This is a genomic window from Ellagibacter isourolithinifaciens (assembly GCF_008831035.1).
In the GTDB taxonomy this organism is placed as follows: Bacteria; Actinomycetota; Coriobacteriia; order Coriobacteriales; family Eggerthellaceae; genus Ellagibacter; species Ellagibacter isourolithinifaciens.
The window spans coordinates 1-1,210 of sequence record NZ_WAJR01000064.1 but is presented as its reverse complement, the minus strand read 5'-3'; the positions used below and the strand labels follow the sequence as shown (position 1 = coordinate 1,210).

Genomic DNA, 1,210 nt, shown 5'->3' with positions numbered 1-1,210 from the left:
ACGACGCAATCGGCGTTGTTCAGCATGTACCCGCGCAGGTCGCGGACCCTGTCGCGGCGCTTGGCGTCCTTGATCTTGGGCAAAACGCGCCCGCACATGCGGGCAAGCTGCAGCGGCCGGCCGCGGCGCGCGAGCCCCGCCGCCCACTCGCGGCGCGGCCCTTCGGGGAAGGCCCTGCAGACCTTCTGCATCACGTGGAACGGGTCGAGCGACCCCCTGACCCGGCACGGCTCCGGGGCCATCTCGGCTATGCGCCCGGGCCCGCACCACTTGCCGCCGTCGGCGCCGACCCACAGGGTTCCCACGTCATCCGGGTCGTACTCGGCGGAGAGCATCGCCCAGACCTCGTTCCAGAAGCCTTGCGGCGGCAGATCGGCGCAGGTCAGGCGCAGGCCGCCCCTTTCGTAGCGGCCGGGCGCTACTTCCTTCTTGCCGGCGTAGAGCGCGGCCAGCTTCAGCTCGAACGACGCCGCCTTGCGCGCCTGCTCGTACAAAAAGCGCGGGAGCGCCTCGTCGCGGTGCTCGGGGCTCTGCAGGTGGACCCACAGGCCGTCGACCTCGAGGAACAGCGTCGGCTGGCTTATCCGCCCCGACGCCGGCGGCTCGCGGCGCCGCAGCAGCTCCGCGGCCCTGCGCACGCACCCCATCACCGCCACATGCGACACGCGGCAGCCGGTCTCGGCGAGGAAGGCGGCCGCCGTCTTGCGGTAGGACTCCTCGGCCGCGCGCCCTACCAGCCACAGAAACGCGCCGGGCGACAATCGCGACCGGGGCGGGATCGACAGCAGCTCGTCGAGCAGGGCGCGGCGCCTCCCGAATTCGTCGACGAACACGGTGCGCTCGAACTCGACCGGGCCGACGAGCGTGGCGAGCTTGCGCCTCGCCCTGTGGTGGGCCGACCAGCCGCGGGGCATGGATCCGCGCAGCGATTCGTCGAACCCGGCAAGGCAGGCCGCCATCACCCCCGCGAGCAGGGACTTCCCGTTCGAGGCGACGATCGACTCGAACGCTTCGAGGTCCTCGACCTTGAGCAATTCTGGCATGTAGTGGGCGCGGAGCGCCGCCACGGCGTCGGCGCGCGTGGTAAGATTCATCGCGAAGGGCCTTTCTCCCGCTTGCTTTGGCTTAGACACCCGCAAGCATACCGAAGGGCCCTTTTCCTTCGCTAGCAGATTTCTCGGCTGTTTTTCCTCAAAAACTTAACTCGCAC

Annotated in this window: 1 protein-coding gene; it reads right to left on the bottom strand. The window is 69.6% G+C overall.

What is annotated here, in order from left to right; genetic code table 11:
* On the bottom strand, positions 1-1,094 hold a 1,094-nt coding region (locus F8C90_RS10750; protein WP_158050496.1), incomplete at its 3' end, for a UPF0236 family transposase-like protein.
* Positions 1,095-1,210 lie beyond the last annotated feature (116 nt).